At 64.0% G+C, this 12,608-nt stretch carries 9 protein-coding genes; 3 read left to right on the top strand and 6 right to left on the bottom strand.

Features of this window, described 5'->3' with window-relative positions; translation table 11 throughout:
- Positions 1-445 precede the first annotated feature (445 nt).
- Genes HOP51_RS16885 through HOP51_RS16870 form a run of 4 tightly spaced genes read right to left on the bottom strand, consistent with a single transcriptional unit; the run spans position 446 to position 6,196 of the window.
- Positions 446-3,328: an FAD-binding and (Fe-S)-binding domain-containing protein gene (locus tag HOP51_RS16885; protein WP_234275084.1), complete on the bottom strand. Its 2,883-nt coding sequence runs from the start codon at positions 3,326-3,328 to the stop codon at positions 446-448.
- The gene (locus HOP51_RS16880; protein ID WP_234275083.1) at positions 3,325-3,993 is read right to left on the bottom strand and encodes a LutC/YkgG family protein; all 669 of its coding nucleotides are present in this window, start codon (positions 3,991-3,993) and stop codon (positions 3,325-3,327) included. The genes HOP51_RS16885 and HOP51_RS16880 overlap by 4 nt, the downstream gene beginning before the upstream one ends.
- Positions 3,990-5,444, bottom strand: a complete 1,455-nt coding sequence (locus HOP51_RS16875) for a LutB/LldF family L-lactate oxidation iron-sulfur protein (protein WP_234275082.1) — start codon at positions 5,442-5,444, stop codon at positions 3,990-3,992. The genes HOP51_RS16880 and HOP51_RS16875 overlap by 4 nt, the downstream gene beginning before the upstream one ends.
- Positions 5,441-6,196, bottom strand: coding sequence for a (Fe-S)-binding protein (locus HOP51_RS16870; RefSeq protein ID WP_234275081.1), 756 nt, complete (start codon positions 6,194-6,196; stop codon positions 5,441-5,443). The genes HOP51_RS16875 and HOP51_RS16870 overlap by 4 nt, the downstream gene beginning before the upstream one ends.
- 292 nt (positions 6,197-6,488) lie before the next feature.
- Here HOP51_RS16870 and HOP51_RS16865 point away from each other — a divergent pair, with 292 nt between their 5' ends.
- From HOP51_RS16865 to HOP51_RS16855, 3 genes are read left to right on the top strand one after another with little or no spacing between them, the layout of a single operon-like run.
- Positions 6,489-7,262: a GntR family transcriptional regulator gene (locus HOP51_RS16865; protein WP_234275080.1), complete on the top strand. Its 774-nt coding sequence runs from the start codon at positions 6,489-6,491 to the stop codon at positions 7,260-7,262.
- Between the two features lie 12 nt (positions 7,263-7,274).
- On the top strand, positions 7,275-9,191 hold the full coding sequence (locus HOP51_RS16860) for a sensor histidine kinase (RefSeq protein ID WP_234275079.1): 1,917 nt from the start codon (positions 7,275-7,277) through the stop codon (positions 9,189-9,191).
- Positions 9,184-10,566, top strand: coding sequence for a sigma-54-dependent transcriptional regulator (locus HOP51_RS16855; protein ID WP_234275078.1), 1,383 nt, complete (start codon positions 9,184-9,186; stop codon positions 10,564-10,566). The genes HOP51_RS16860 and HOP51_RS16855 overlap by 8 nt, the downstream gene beginning before the upstream one ends.
- 94 nt (positions 10,567-10,660) lie before the next feature.
- Here HOP51_RS16855 and HOP51_RS16850 read toward each other — a convergent pair whose 3' ends face one another.
- Entirely contained in the window at positions 10,661-11,224 is a 564-nt protein-coding gene (locus HOP51_RS16850) for a gamma carbonic anhydrase family protein (protein ID WP_234275077.1), read from the bottom strand.
- A gap of 28 nt (positions 11,225-11,252) precedes the next feature.
- Complete coding sequence (locus tag HOP51_RS16845; RefSeq protein WP_234275076.1) at positions 11,253-12,593, bottom strand: sodium-dependent transporter; 1,341 nt, start codon at positions 12,591-12,593, stop codon at positions 11,253-11,255.
- Between the last annotated feature and the right edge of the window lie 15 nt (positions 12,594-12,608).

Below are 12,608 nucleotides of genomic sequence, written 5' to 3'. Positions count from 1 at the left end.
AGAGAGCGGAGCGTCTCGCTTGCTGCCGGGGCCGTCGATCCAGTGATCGAGAGGCCTCGCCAGCGCCCTGCGAGGAAGGCGTATTCTACTGAAGCGGCGGAGTTTGTCAACTCTCTTCGAGGCCGTCACCGAGGTGACCCTGACATCGAAGCCCAGCGTGGCTGGCTGCCGTAGCGCCCTCAGCGGACCTCCAGTGAGCGGGGCGCATTCTACCGAATCCGTCGTGGGCGTCAAGTGAGAATTTTGCGAAGCGAGTCGAAAAAACTCAAACCATGACAACCACTTACCACCCCAACCACCGCCTGCAACGTTGCCCGTCGCCGGCAGCGGATGCGTACTTTACGGCTTTCCCCTGAGCCCCGCAAGAGGCGGCGGTAAAAAAATTTCAGGGGGAGTGGCGAAAAGCTTATCCACAACCACTCGCGAGCGAGCGGCTGTGGGTAAATCAGGTCAGGTCGACCGATTCCTTGCGTTCACGACTGGCACGGTCGAGCAGAGACAGAATCGAACGATACGGGATGCCGCCATGCAGCGACAGGCCGATCTCGCAGGTACGCGAGTTTGAATACCCTGCATCGCATTCGCCCACCTGCTCGGCCAACCCCTTCAGGGCCGAGGCGTTGAGCTCCGGCGTGACCAGCCCTTTGTCGCCAGCGAAGCCGCAGCAGGTGATCTCGGCCGGCACCACGACTTCACGGGCGCAGGCCCGCGCCAGGGCCACCATGTGCTCTCCCAACCCCATGTGGGTACTCGAGCAGGTCACGTGCACGGCCACGCGCTCGTCAAGAGGAGTCACGTCGAGGCGCGGTAGCAGGTGATCGTGGGCAAAAGCCACCGGCTCCCGCACCGTTAACCGCTCGTCCAGTCGCCCCTGCATATGCAGCACGCAGGGACTGGTGTCACTGAGGATCGGGTAGCGGCCATTCTGGCTCGCTACCAGCAGCTCGCGGTTGAGCTCGCGCGCCTTGTGTGTCGCTTCCTCGAACTGGCCCTTGGATTGAAACGCCATGCCACAGCAAAGATGTCCCGGCATTTCGGGTACGATCACCTCGAAGCCAGCCTTCTCCAGCAGCGAAAAGGTAATCTCCATGATCGAGCGGCTCTCGCTGTCGCCATGCTCCGCGCCAAAGACGCGGGTGGCGCAGGAAGGAAAGTAGACCACCTTATCACGCACGCCATTAGCCGCAGGTTTCCGCTTGAGCACACGAATCGATGCTGCCTTGGGCAGGGTGGGAATCCACTGAGGCACCTTGCCGCCACTGGCCTGGGTGATGGCCCCACTCACCTTGGAAAGCCCTTTCTCGCCCAGAACGGCGCGTCCAACGCCGGCCAGGTTGAGCATGCCTCGCGCCAGCCGCGTGGTACCGGAGAAATGACGTCCCACCCGGCGCGCCATGTCGGCATGCGGCGCCAGTCGCTCGTGGCGCATCTCACGGATCAGCTCGCCGGTGTTGATCCCCACCGGACACTGGGTAGCGCACAGACCATCGACGGCGCAGGTTTCGTCGCCGGCGTAGCAGTAGTCCTCGCGCAGCCGCTCGAGACGTGCAACATCCTCGCTATCGAGGCTTTCTCCCAGCGCCTCGAGCCTGGCCATCTCGCGGGCGGCGACGATGCGCTGCCGCGGCGTCAGGGTGAGATCCCGCGAGGGGCAGACGTGCTCGCAGAAGCCGCACTCAATGCACTTGTCGACGATAGGGTCGGCGGCCGGCAACGGCTTGAGATTCTCCAAGTGTAGGGTCGGATTGCGGCTCAAGATGACGTCGGGATTCAGCAGGTTCTCGGGGTCGCACAGCGCCTTGATCTGCCACATCAGCGCGTAGGCCTCGGGGCCCCACTCCAGCTCGACGTAGGGCGCCATGTTACGTCCAGTGCCATGCTCGGCCTTGAGCGAGCCGCCATATTCGACGCCGACCAGCTGCGCCACCTCATCCATCAACGCCTGGTAACGCTCCACCTCGCCGGGCTTCTCGAAGCCTTGCGGGAAGACGAAGTGCAGATTGCCCTCCAGGGCGTGACCGAACAGGATCGCCTCGGAGTAGCCGTGGCGATGAAAGGCGTCGGTCAGCGCCAGCACGCCCTCGTCGAGGCGTTCAATGGGAAAGGCAACGTCCTCGATGATCACCGTGGTGCCGGTGTCGCGCACTGCTCCCACAGCGGGAAAGAGCCCCTTGCGGATCTTCCAGTAGAGCTCATAAAGACTCTTCTCGTGGGTGAAGGTGACCGGCTCTAGGGTATGAATACCCTCGAAGATGGCCTGCACTGCCTCGAGCCGTGCCTGAAGCTCCGCTTCATCGTTGCCGCGCACATCGATCAGCAGCGCCGCCGCCCCTTCGGGCAGGCGCTTGAGCCCTTCAGGCATGCCCGGCTTGTTTTCCACCGAGCGCAGTGCAGCGCGATCCATCAGCTCCACCGCCGAAACCGGCGCCGACTTGAGCGCGATGGTGGCGCGGCAGGTGGTGGCCATGTCGGGCAGGAAGACCAGCGCCGCTGCCTTGTGCGGCTCATCGATGACGGTGTCGTAGGTGATGGTGCTGATGAAGCCAAGCGTGCCCTCGGAGCCGATCATAAGATGCTTGAGGATCTCGATGCCATCGTCGAAGTCGACCAGGCTGTTGAGCGCGTAGCCGGTGGTGTTCTTGAGCCGATACTTGTGGCGGATCTTCTCTGCCAGCGCCTCATTGGCCCGGGTCTCGGCAGAGAGCCGCTCAAGCCCATCGACGAGTTCGGCATGGCTGCGCCGAAACGCCTCGCGACTGGCCGGGTCGGCGGTGTCCAGGCGCGTACCGTCGGCAAGGATCACGCGCATGTCGCGCACCGTGCGGTAGCTGTTTTGCGCCGTACCGCAACACATGCCCGAAGCGTTATTGGCGGCGATTCCACCCACCATGCAGCTGTTGATGGAGGCCGGGTCGGGACCGATCTTGCGCCCGAAGGGGGTCAGCAGTTGATTGGCCCGGGCGCCGATGACACCGGGCTGCAAGCGGATGGCCCGGCCATTGTCGAGAATCTCGTGCCCGCGCCAGCCCTCGCGCAGTTGGATCAGCACCGAATCGGTCACCGCCTGCCCCGACAGCGAAGTGCCGGCGGCACGGAAGGTGACCGGAAGTCCGCGCTTGCGGCAACCGGCCAGCACCGCCATTAGCTCATCCTCGTCGGCGGGGCGAACCACCAGCTTGGGGATGAGCCTGTAGAAGCTGGCATCGGTACCGTAGGCCAGGGTGCGCAGCGGATCGTCGATCAAACGCTCGGCGGGCATGATCGCGAGCAGCTCCTGCTTGAGTGCCTGCCGGGCATCGGCAATAGGCGCCTTTGTCGCGGGGGTCATGGGTACTCCTCGGCATGGCGCAGCAGCACCACCAGCTCGCGCGGGCCGTGAACGCCATAGGCCAGGGTCTGTTCGATATCGGCGGTCTTGCTCGGCCCGGAGATCAGCAGAGCGTTGGTGGGCATACCATTGGCCCAGCCATGGGACTCGACCACGTCGAAGAAGGTATCTTCGATGGTATCGGCATCGAGCACGGCAATGTGAATTGGCGGCACCAGGCTCAGCAGGCGCGGCTCGTCGGAGGTCGGCCACAGCCATAAGCTGCCGGTCTCGGCGATGGCGCCACGGGTGGAGGTCAGGCCGGCATCGGTGTCGTGGAATTGCTCGTGCCGCCAGGTCTCGATGTCACGGTCGGCGTCGATCAGGACGATGTCGCCTTCGGCCAGGGCAGCGCGCGCCTCCGCGGCCACGGGGTGCTCCCGCCCCAGTGCCAGACGGCGAATACCCTTGGCCTCAAGCACCTCGGCCAATGCAATGGTCCAGTCGTCACGGGGCGTGTGGACCACCTCACCATGGACCGAGGTAATCCAGCGCTCGAAGCGCGTCAGCCGCTCCTGCTGGCTCCAGCCGCGCCCGGTGACCACGGCGAAATTGCTCGGCGGCGCCGTCAGCGGACCGTCGGTGCGCTCACGCAGGCGTTTGAGAATGTTGTCGCGGGCACTCATGAACGCTCCTCCCCATCCTCATCGAACTTGCCTGCCTGATGGCGCTTGACCAGGGCATGCAATGAAACCTTGGCCGGCTTGGGTGCGGTGCGGTATTCCGTCCAGGGACCGAGCTTCGACGGCATCAGCGCCTGCAGCTTGCCAGCGATGGCCGTGCTGCTGCGCCAGCCCCTGGGGTGCGTGGCCAGCCATTGAAAGCCCTTCCACACCGCGACCTCTTTCTTGCTTCGCTTGACGCCGGCACCGGGAACGTTGCCGCGCCCCTCGCCCACCGACTCGCGGCGCAATCGTACCAGCAGGTCGGGAATCGGAATCTTGACAGGACACACCTCGCCGCAAGCACCACACAGGCTCGACGCGGTGGGCAGGTCCTTGGTCGCCTCCAGGCCCATCATGTGCGGCATCAGGATGCTGCCGATGGGGCCGGGATAGGTAGTGCCATAAGTATGCCCGCCGACCCGGGTATAGACCGGACAGTGGTTCATGCAGGCGCCGCAGCGGATGCAGCGCAGGGTATCGAGAAGCTCGTCGTCCTGATAGATGCTTGAGCGACCACTGTCGACCAGCACCAGATGGACCTCATTCGGTCCATCGTGCTCGCCGGGCTTGCGCGGCGAGCTGATCATGTTGAGGTAGGTGGTGACGTGCTGGCCGGTGGCCGAACGGGTCAGCAGCGCGTAGAGCGGCGGCACGTCGCTCAAATGCTCGACCACCTTTTCGATGCCGGTCACGGCGATGTGCACCGGCGGTACGGCAGTGGTCATGCGGCCGTTGCCCTCGTTCTCCACCAGGCACAGGGTGCCGGTCTCGGCCACGGCGAAGTTGACCCCAGAGACACCCACGTCAGCGGCCATGAAGCGCTCGCGCAACTGGGCCCGCGCGGCGGCGGTCATAGTGTCCACGTCACGGGTCCGCTCGGTACCGGTCCTGGTGTGCATGATGTCGGAGATCTCATCGGTATTGAGATGGATCGCCGGCATGATGATATGGGAGGGCGTCTGCTCGTTGAGCTGCACCAGGTATTCGCCGAGATCGGACTCCAGCGCCTCGATGCCCGCCGCTTCCAGATGGGCATTGAGGTGCATCTCCTCGGAGACCATCGACTTGCCCTTGATGACCGCCTTGGCGCCGTGGCGCTCGCAGATTCCACGAATGATGCGGCACGCCTCGTCGCCGTTCTCGGCCCAGTGAACCTGAATTCCATTGGCCTGACAGTTGGCCTCGAGCCTCTCGAGCAAGTCGGGCAACTTGGCCAGCGCGCGGAGGCGGATGTTGGCACCGAGCTCGCGTAGCGTCTCGAGGTCCCAATCGCTGAAGACGTCGCGGCGCTTGGCCATCAGGCCATCCATCGCCTTGCGAAAGTTGGCACGTATCTGGGGATTGCCCAGGGCATCGTGAGCCTGGCGATGGAACTCGCGGGGAGTGAACGTCTGTACCTCGGAAGCGCTCATGAGGTCCTCCGCCACAGGTAACTGGCGATGTGCTCGCCCTCGACCGCCTTACCCTGATGTTCGAAACGACCGGCGATGTTCATTAGACAACCACAGTCCGAGGTGACGAAGCGCTTCGCACCGGTGGCCTCGATGGCCTGGGTCTTGTCCTCGACCATGGCCGCGGAAACTTCTGGGTGGCGCACGGCAAAGGTGCCGCCGAAGCCGCAGCATTCGGCGGCACGGGCCTGCTCCACCAACTCGACCTGCCCCATGCGGGCGAGCAGCGCCGGACCGGTTTCGGCCAAGCCCATCTCGCGCCGGGCACTACATGAGGTATGCATGGCCACCTTTTCCGGCTGCCCGCGATCCTCGAGCCTGAGCTGACAGACGTGAAGCAGGAACTCGGTAAGTTCATAGATTCTGCCCGCCACCTCATTGGCACGCTCCTCGTGCTCGGTACCGGCAAAAAGCTGAGGATAGTGTGTGCGCATCATGCCGCCACAGGACCCCGAGGGCACGACGATTGGCCAGGATCCGGGGAAAAGATCAAGCTGTGCCGCCGCCACCGCCCGCGCCTCGTCGTGATGGCCGGAGGTGTAAGCCGGCTGGCCACAGCAAGTCTGAGCCTGGGGGTACACCACCTCGATCCCCTCGCGTTCCAGCAGACGGATGCCATCCAGGCCCGCTTCAGGGTAAAAGAGGTCGACCAGGCAGGTGCCGTAGAAGTAGATCTTCTCCGGCTTGGCTGGGTACAGCTTGACTGGGGTCATGAGGCTCCCTCACTGTCGGCCCGTGGGCAGTCGCGGTCTCGCTTATTGTCCCGGAAAAATTGGTAAAACCAATTTACCCGAAAAAATGTCGTTGAACCTTAGGGCTCCCTCCGAAAAGTGTCAAACACCGAGGCAGATTTTGACGCTTTTCCAGCATAGACTTTGGTCTATCCATCAAAATATTGGCTGTGTTTCTCTTCGGGAGATCTTCGTTTCTCGATTGCATTGGTTCGCATTTCGGGCCAATATTGGTAAGACCAATTAAGCCGCTTGCGTTTCAGGGAAGTTCTGCATGACCTACCAGAACGTGCGCCAGCCCCGCCTGGCCGATGTCATCACCGAGCGCCTCGAGGCAATGATACTCGAGGGGAGCCTCAAACCCGGACAGCGCCTGCCACCGGAGAGAGAGCTGGCCGAGCGTTTCGGCGTTTCGCGTCCCTCGCTGCGCGAGGCGATACAAAAGCTGGCGACCCGCGGCCTGCTCACCAGCCGTCAGGGCGGCGGTACCTTCGTGACCCGTGAACTCAACAGCGGCTACAGCGATCCGCTGCTGGACATGTTGGCAAGGCACCAGGAATTTCATCTCGACCTACTCGAGTTCCGCGATGCCATGGAGGGTATTTCGGCTTATTATGCCGCGCTTCGCTCCACACCGGCCGACCGGGCCATGCTGATCAAACGCTTCGAGGAGTTGGAGGCTTGTTTCGCCGGCCGCGACCCCGAACTGGAAGCCAAGGCGGATGCCGCTTTCCACCTGGCGATTGCCGAGGCCGCGCACAACGTCCTGTTGCTGCATACCATTCGCGGCATCTTCCACCTTTTGGAAAAGAGTATCGTCGAGAACCTGGCACACCTGTTCGAGAAACCTCAGTCGCGTCCCATATTGATGAAACAGCACCGAGCCCTGCTGGATGCCATTCTCGAGGGCCGCGCCGAAGATGCCCGCGCGCGCGCTCACGAACACCTGGTATTCGTCGAAGAGGGTCTATTGGAAATGGAACGTGCCGAAACTCGTGCCCAGCGTGCGCTGCGCCGCGCCCAAGCATTGCCGGAAATCCAGCTGTAAGGAATGCCCTCCGTGAAAGGCCCGCATCGCCCGCCTCGCCTGTCGCAGCCCCTGCGCTGGCTGCTGCTGCTACTGTTGCCGCTGGGGCTGGTGGCGATCATGTGGCAGGCCGCGCAAGTGGCGCGAGAGCAGGCGTTGCAGGCCCTGGTACGCGAGGCCGAGAACGAGCTGCGCCTTTCCGCCGCTGGCCTCGAGGGTCATCTGACACGCCACGACTACCTGCCGCAGTTGCTGGCCTCGCGCGAGATGGTTCAGCGCTTCCTGCTCAACCAGGGGCAGCAGGACCCGATGCCGCTCAACCTGCTGCTCGATCAGTTCCGCGCTACGGCCGACGTTTCCGACGTCTACTTGCTGGATGCCGACGCCAATACACTGGCGGCCAGCAACTGGCACCGGCCCAACACCTTCATTGGCCAGAATTACGCTTTTCGCAGCTACTACCAGGACGCCATCGAAGGAGGGCGCGGTCGCTTCTATGGCCTGGGAGTGCAGTCCCTTGAGCGCGGCTACTATTTTTCGGCCCCCGTGTGGCTCGATGACACCGCTCCCGATGCTCGCCCCAGCGGTGTCATGGTGATCAAGATTCTGCTGGACGCGGTCGAGGAGAGCTGGGCGGAGCAGGATGCCGCACTGCTGGTCACCGACAAGGACGACATCGTGTTCATGGCCAGTCATCCAGAGCTGCGCATGAGCGCACTGCACCCGCTCTCCGAGGAGGAGCGCCAGACACTGCTGGCCACCCGCCGCTATGCCGACGAACCGCTTTCCCCGTCGGGCATCGAAATCTACGAACAGCGCCCCGACGGCAGTCGCCTGGTCAGGTTCGACCAAGGTCCGCTGACCGAGGGTAATCACCTGGCGCTGAATCGCCATATGGACGCCTATGGCTGGGATATGCATATCCTCAAGCCGCTCGGCTCTGTCTACCAGGCGCAATGGCTGGCCGCCGCGCTGGCCGGTGGCCTGTATAGCGTGGTCGTGCTGGCCGGCGGCGTCGGTTGGCAGCGCCTGCGGCTGCGCCGGGAGCGGGAACTCTTCGCTGAACGTGAGCGCCAGACCCTCGCCAGCGCACGGGATGAACTGGAGCTTAACGTCCAACTGCGCACCCACGACCTGCTGGAGACCAACCGCCTTCTCTCCGATGAGATCGAGGAGCGACGGCGGGCCGAGGAGAACCTGCGCCAGACTCGCGACGAGCTGATCCAGGCGGCCAAGCTAGCCGTACTCGGCCAACTGGCCGCAGGCATCAACCACGAACTCAACCAGCCATTGGCCGCAATTCGCGCCTATGCCGAAAACGCTCGCGCCTTCCTGGAGCGCCAACGCATCGATGCCGTCGACGCCAACCTGACCCAGATAGTGGAACTGACCGAGCGCATGGCCGAGATCAGCGCCCAATTGCGCCAGTTCTCACGCAAGAGCGATAGCGCTTTGACAGCGGTATCAGTGCAGGCATGTTTCGACTACGCACTGCGGCTCTACCAGAATCGACTTCGCGACGTAGAGGTCGAACGTTGCTGGGAGGAAGCAGTGTGGGTGTATGCCGACCTGGTGCGGCTCGAGCAGGTGTTGGTCAACCTGATCGGCAACGCACTGCAGGCCATGGCGGAAACGCAGGCACCCAGACTCGTTCTACGTGTCGAGACCGAATCGGGGGAAGTGCGAATCAGCGTTGCCGATACCGGCCCAGGCATTCCGGAAACGCATCTGTCACGCATCTTCGAGCCCTTCTTCACGACCAAGTCGCCCGGCAGCGGGCTAGGGCTGGGGCTGTCGATCTCGGCACGCATCATCAATGATCTGGGCGGCAGCATCGAGGCCACCAACCTGGCTGGCGCTGGCGCCCGCTTCACCATTACCCTGCCCCAGGAAAAACGTCCTGACGGCTCTCAGCCTTCGCCAACCGAGGAGCAGCGCTCACATGCATGACCCGGCGGCCATCCCGGTACTAATCATCGACGACGAACCCCACCTGCGCATCACCGCCGGCCAGACCCTCGAGCTGGCCGGCTACCAGCCTCAGCCCCACGCCAGTGCCGAGAGCGCCTTGGCAAGCCTCACGCCCGACTTTCCCGGCGTAGTCGTCAGCGATATCCGCATGCCCGGCATGGATGGCATGGCGCTGCTGCGCGAGGTACGCCTGCGCGACCCGGACCTGCCGGTGATCCTGATCACCGGCCACGGCGATATCTCCACCGCGGTGGAAGCCATGCGCGAGGGCGCCTGGGACTTCCTAGAGAAACCCTTTGCCGGCGAGCGCCTGGTGGAAATGGTGCGTCGCGGCGTCGACAAGCGCCGATTGAGCCTGGAAAATCGCCAGCTCAAGGCCGAGCTGGAAGCACAGCAGGCTGCCCCCGGCCCGCGCCTGGTGGGCCGCACCCCGGCCATTCAGCGCCTGGCCTCGATGGTCCAGCGCATCGCCCAGGTGGAAACCGACGTGCTGCTGTTCGGCGAGACCGGTACCGGCAAGGACCTGGTGGCCCGTGCCATTCATGAGCGCAGCCCGCGCGGGGGGCACCCCTTCGTCGCAATCAACTGCGGCGCGGTGCCCGAGAGCATCATCGAATCGGAGCTGTTCGGCCACGAGAAGGGCGCTTTCACCGGCGCCGTGGAACGGCGTATCGGCAAGTTCGAACACGCCAACGGCGGTACCGTGTTCCTCGACGAGATCGAATCGATGCCTTTGGCGCTGCAGGTCAAGCTACTACGCGTTCTGCAGGAGCGCTGCGTCGAACGGCTCGGCGCCAACGAGGCGGTGCCGCTTGACATCCGCGTGATTGCCGCCACCAAGATCGACCTGAAGCTCGCCGCGGAAGCCGGTGAGTTCCGCGAGGACCTTTACTACCGGCTCAACGTCGTCACGCTACCGATCCCCGCCCTGCGCGAGCGGCGCGAGGACATCCCGCTGCTGTTCCAGCATTTCGCCGTGGTGGCTGCCAACCGTAGCGGACTGGAAGCCCCACCCCTGGCCACCGGGGGCATTTCCACACTGATGGCGCACGATTGGCCCGGCAACGTACGCGAGCTGCGCAATCTGGCCGAACGCTACGTGCTGCTGGGCTCGGCCTTCGACTACCGTATCGATGTATTGCTGAAAGGGGTCGAGGCGGGCAGCGCCGAGCTGGCCCTGCCGCAGCAGGTGGAACTGTTCGAGAAGAGCCTGATCAGCCAGTCGCTGGTCAGCCACCGAGGCCGGATCACGGAGGTGTGCGAGCACCTCGGCCTGCCGCGCAAGACACTCTACGACAAACTCAGGAAGTACGGCCTGAGGCCCGAGGACTATCGCCAGAAAATGACGCCCTGAGCCAGCAGGTGCATGAGCGTGTGCCAGGGCGGCATCTACCGAAGCATCGCGGCAACCAGCAGCAGCGCCACCGGAAGGGGAATGGAGCGAAACGTCACTCCGCCGACGCTACGCCCCATTCCGCCAGATACTGATCCTTGAGCTTGACGTAGTTGCCGGCCGTGTAGGGGAAAAAAGCTCGCTCCTTGTCCTTCAAGGGACGCAGCGCCTTGGCCGGATTGCCGGCATAGACGAAGCCGCTCTCGAGACGCTTGCCCGGAGTGACGACAGCCCCGGCAGCAATGATCACTTCATCCCCGACCACGGCGCCATCCATGACGATGGCCCCCATGCCCACCAGGATACGGTTGCCCAGCGTGCAGCCATGCAGGATCGCCTTGTGGCCGATGGTGACGTCATCGCCGATGGTCAGCGGAAAGCCATCGGGGTTGAAGTCGCTAGCGTGGGTGATGTGCAGCACGCTGCCATCCTGCACACTGGTGCGCGCACCGATGCGGATACGGTGCATGTCGCCACGGATCACCGCCATCGGCCATACCGAGCAGTCATCGCCCAGCACCACGTCGCCGAGCACCACACTGGCGGGGTCGACGTAGACTCGTGCCCCCAGGGCGGGGCGCGTGCCCTGCCAGCTACGAATGGGATCGTTCGAACTCATGAAGCCTCCAGGCCGGTCGTCTCAGGGGTTACAGCAAACCTGCAGCCAGTACCAGGGCCGCCAGGGGAATCGAGACCCAGCGTACCACCGCTTGCCATAGACGGAAGCCCGGCTCGCCGACCCCCATGGCCGCCTGAGCGACCTGGCGGGGCATGACCCAGGCGGCGAAGACGGCAATCAGCAGGCCGCCCACCGGCAGGAATATCTCGGTGGGAATAGTGGTGACCAGGTCGAAGGCATTCATGCCGAACAGCGGCCGCCACTCGGCCAGGGCGGAGAAGGAGAGCACCGATAGCAGGCCCACCAGCCACACGGCGATGCCGATCACTGCGGCGGCCTTGCCGCGGCCGAGCCCCATCCCCTGGAGCGTGGCCACCATGGGTTCGGCCAGGTTGATCGAGGAGGTCCAGGTGGCCAGCAACAGCAGCAGGAAGAACACGCTAAGCCACAGCGCCCCCCAGGGCAGCTCGGCAAAGGCGATAGGCAGGGTGACGAACATCAGCCCCGGCCCTTCACCGGGATCCATGCCCTGGGAGAACACCACCGAGAAGATGGCGATCCCGGCCAGCAGCGCCACGCTGACGTCGAGTACCGCCACGGCACCGGCGGCACGCGGCAGGCTTTGCCGCTCGGGCATATAGGCGCCATAGGCCATTAGCGCGCAGGCACCGACCGCCAGGGTGAAGAAGGCGTGCCCCATGGCATGCATGACGACCACGGGAGTGATCGCCGAAAAGTTGGGCCGGAACAGCCAAGTCAGCGCGGGACCGAAGCCATCGGTGGTCGTGGCGTAACCGGCGAGCAGGATCAGCAGCAGGTAAAGCAGCGGCATCAGCAGGTTGTTGAGCCGCTCCAGCCCCTTGGCCACGCCTGCCGCCACCACGGTCATGGTCATGAACAGGAACAGCGTGTGGTTGAAGGTCATGCGACGCGGATCGGCGAGGAAGCCCTCGAAGCCGGCAGCGACCTCGGCCGCACCGAGACCGCTGAAGCCGCCATTGACCGCAGTGACGAAGAACTCGATGGACCAGCCCGAGACCACGGAATAGAACGACAGGATGCAAAAAACGGTAAAGGCACCGAACAAGCCCAACAGCCGCCAATGACGGCTGGCTCCGGCCTGCCCGGCCAGGTATCCCAGGGACTGCATCGGCGAGCGACGACCGGCACGCCCGACCAGTATCTCCGCCATCATTACCGGCAGCCCGAGCAACAGTACGAAAGCGACGTAGAGCACCAGGAAAGCGGCGCCACCATTCTCGCCGGTGATGTAGGGAAAGCGCCAGATATTGCCAAGCCCCACCGCGGCGCCGGTTACCGCCAGGATAAAGGCTCGCCGCGTGCTCCAGCGCTCCAGGGTTGCATTCATGCCCTAACCTCGACT

The organism is Billgrantia zhangzhouensis (assembly GCF_021404465.1).
In the GTDB taxonomy this organism is placed as follows: Bacteria; Pseudomonadota; Gammaproteobacteria; order Pseudomonadales; family Halomonadaceae; genus Halomonas; species Halomonas zhangzhouensis.
Note: the sequence above shows the minus strand (reverse complement) of the source record. Positions and strands in the feature narration are given on the sequence as shown.

Bases quoted from the DNA above. Each gene is read 5' to 3' on its own strand.
- HOP51_RS16855 (WP_234275078.1), top strand. From the start codon at position 9,184: ATGCATGACCCGGCGGCCATCCCGGTACTAATCATCGACGACGAACCC.
- HOP51_RS16850 (WP_234275077.1), bottom strand. From the start codon at position 11,224: ATGAGTTCGAACGATCCCATTCGTAGCTGGCAGGGCACGCGCCCCGCC.
- HOP51_RS16865 (WP_234275080.1), top strand. From the start codon at position 6,489: ATGACCTACCAGAACGTGCGCCAGCCCCGCCTGGCCGATGTCATCACC.
- HOP51_RS16880 (WP_234275083.1), bottom strand. From the start codon at position 3,993: ATGAGTGCCCGCGACAACATTCTCAAACGCCTGCGTGAGCGCACCGAC.
- HOP51_RS16875 (WP_234275082.1), bottom strand. From the start codon at position 5,444: ATGAGCGCTTCCGAGGTACAGACGTTCACTCCCCGCGAGTTCCATCGC.
- HOP51_RS16845 (WP_234275076.1), bottom strand. From the start codon at position 12,593: ATGAATGCAACCCTGGAGCGCTGGAGCACGCGGCGAGCCTTTATCCTG.
- HOP51_RS16870 (WP_234275081.1), bottom strand. From the start codon at position 6,196: ATGACCCCAGTCAAGCTGTACCCAGCCAAGCCGGAGAAGATCTACTTC.
- HOP51_RS16885 (WP_234275084.1), bottom strand. From the start codon at position 3,328: ATGACCCCCGCGACAAAGGCGCCTATTGCCGATGCCCGGCAGGCACTC.